This is a genomic window from Mailhella sp. (assembly GCF_057866825.1).
Window position 1 is genome coordinate 1 of record NZ_DBMAHT010000189.1, and the last position, 2808, is coordinate 2808.

Sequence of the window (2808 nt, forward strand, 5' to 3'; positions counted from 1 at the left end):
TTCCATGAAGTCAAGCAGATAGAAACGCCCAAGGGCCTGCAGGCCTCGCTGCGTCCCTATCAGCTGCAGGGCATCTCGTACCTCAACTTCCTCAACGAATACGGTTTCGGCGGCATTCTCGCCGACGAAATGGGCCTCGGCAAGACCATTCAGACGCTCGCCTTCGTGCAGCACATGGTCAATCACGGCTCTCAGGGCCCCAACCTCATCGTGGTGCCCACTTCCGTGCTGCCCAACTGGGATCGCGAAGCTTCCAAGTTCGTGCCCGGACTTTCGCGCGTCATCGTGTACGGCACGCGCCGCGAGGGACTGTTCCGCAAGATCGCCACGTCCGATCTCGTCATCACCACCTACGCGCTGCTGCGCCGCGACATGGAGGAGCTCGAACAGCACGAGTTCAACTCCATCATTCTCGACGAAGCCCAGAACATCAAGAACCCCAACACCATTACCGCCCGCTCCGTGCGGCAGATCAACGCCAAGATGCGCCTCTGCCTCTCGGGCACGCCCATTGAAAACAACCTCTTTGAACTGTGGAGCCTCTTTGAGTTCCTCATGCCGGGCTTCCTCGGCAGTCAGCACGCCTTCCAGCGCGGGGTCATCAAGCCCATCAAGGAAGGCGACGCGGAAACCCTCGAATACCTGCGTTCGCGGGTGAAGCCCTTCATTCTGCGCCGTACCAAGGCCGAAGTGGTCAAGGATCTGCCGCCCAAGGTGGAAAACGTCATGTACTGCGCCCTCGAAGAGGAACAGGCCGAACTCTACGCCTCCCTCGCGCGCAAGCTGCGTGAACAGGTGCTCGCCGACGTGGACAAGAAGGGCATGGCCAAGAGTCAGATGTCCATTCTCGACGCCCTGCTCAAGCTGCGTCAGATCTGCTGCCATCCCAAGCTGCTCAAGCTGGACATGCCCGGCTTCAACGCCAACATGCCGTCCGGCAAGTTCGAGGCCTTCAAGGACATGATCCTCGACATCGTGGAAGAAGGTCACAAGGTGCTCGTATTCTCGCAGTTCGTGCAGATGCTGCAGCAGATACGCGCCTGGCTCCAGATGACGGACATTCCCTTCTGCTACCTCGACGGCTCCAGCAAGGACCGTCTGGAACAGGTGGATCGCTTCAACAACACTCCTTCCATCAGGATCTTCCTCATTTCCCTGAAGGCCGGCGGCACGGGCCTCAACCTCACGAGCGCCGACTACGTCATCCACTACGATCCGTGGTGGAACCCCGCCGTGGAAAGCCAGGCCACCGACCGCGCCCACAGAATAGGCCAGTCGCGTCAGGTGTTCTCCTACAAGCTCATCTGTCAGAACACCGTGGAAGAAAAGATTCTGAAACTCCAGGAAATGAAGCGCGGCGTGGCCGAAGCCGTCATTCCCGGACAGGAATCCTGGAAGTCCCTCACGAGAGAAGACCTCGAAATGCTCTTTGAAGTGTAGCGGATTCCCGCCGACCTCAAGCGGCCCCGCGCGTCTGCGCCGGGCCGCTTTTTTTGCGTCCGCGCCCCTTGAATTTTCCCGCTCCTGACGTATCGTCCTCGCAGAAGCGAAAAGATTCCGCCCTCGGAACGCCGGACTTTCTCCGGCCTTCGCGGTCGAAGCAGCGAAAACGCCCTTCCGACGCCCGCACCCGCAGTCCGTCCGCGCATTCGACGCCCGCGCCTGTGCATTCAACTCATGCGCCCGCGAATCCGACGCCTGCCTCTGCGTCCCGCGCTCCTTCGCCGAACGTCGCGCCGGGCGTCGCCGCCTCCGGCCGACTGGGCGCTGCGCTCGTCCGCATGGAGCTCCGACCGCGGAACCTTGCCGGGATGTTCCCGGTTCTCATTCACCTGCAACCATCCGGGAGCCGCACATGACGCTTACCGAACTGCTTTCCAACGCCAAACATGCCGTCGTTCTTACCGGCGCAGGCATTTCCACCCTTTCCGGCATTCCCGACTTCCGCGGCGCAGGCGGTCTCTACACCCGCACCGACATCGACGCCAACAAGCTCTTCGACCTCGACTACTTCATGAAGGATCCTACCTACTACTACGAGCACTCGAAGGATTTTCTCTACAATCTGGAGGAAAAGGAGCCCAACATCGTTCACAAGACGCTCGCCCGTCTGGAAAAGGAAGGCATCATCCACGCCGTCATCACGCAGAACATCGACCTGCTCCACCAGAAGGCCGGATCGAAAAAGGTGCTGGAACTGCACGGTTCGCCGCTGCTGCACCACTGCCTGCGCTGCGGCAGGAGCTGGACGTTTGAAGAAATCGCCCCCCGCGTGCGCGCCGGCGAAGTGCCCGTGTGCGACAAATGCGGCGGCATCGTGAAACCCGACATCGTGTTCTTCGGCGAAGGACTGCCCGAATACGCCCTCACCGAGGCGGAACGCGAAGCCCGCGCCGCCGACCTCATGCTCGTGCTCGGCACCAGCCTCACCGTGTACCCGGCCGCGGCCGTGCCCGAAATCACCCTCCAGTCCGGCGGCAAAATCGCCATCATCAACCGCGACCCCACCCACCTCGACCGCTACGCCACCTGGATAGGCCGCGACCTGAAAAAGGAAATGGAAGAACTGAAGATTTAAATAAAGATGCGGGGCTCTGCCCCGCTCCCCGCCGGGGGAAATGATTTCCCCCGAACCCCCTCAATTTCGCCTCCCGGCTCCGCCGTTTCGGCGGCCGTCACCTCGGCGGCGCGATCGCTCCGTCACTCTCTGGAGTTTCCTTCGACTGTGGGGATGAAAAAGATGCGGGGCTCCGCCCCGCTCCCCGCCTAGGGAAATGATTTCCCCCGCCCCCCTCAATTCCGCCTCCC

The 2808-nt window shown here is 61.4% G+C and carries 2 protein-coding genes; both read left to right on the forward strand.

Annotation, left to right across the window (positions count from 1 at the left end):
• A partial coding sequence (locus tag ACZM96_RS10495) for a DEAD/DEAH box helicase (protein WP_489488992.1) occupies positions 1 to 1440 on the forward strand: 1440 nt, incomplete at its 5' end.
• A 415-nt stretch (positions 1441 to 1855) separates the two neighbouring features.
• A complete protein-coding gene (locus tag ACZM96_RS10500; RefSeq protein ID WP_489488994.1) occupies positions 1856 to 2578 on the forward strand; it encodes an NAD-dependent protein deacylase in 723 nt (240 codons plus the stop codon).
• Positions 2579 to 2808 lie beyond the last annotated feature (230 nt).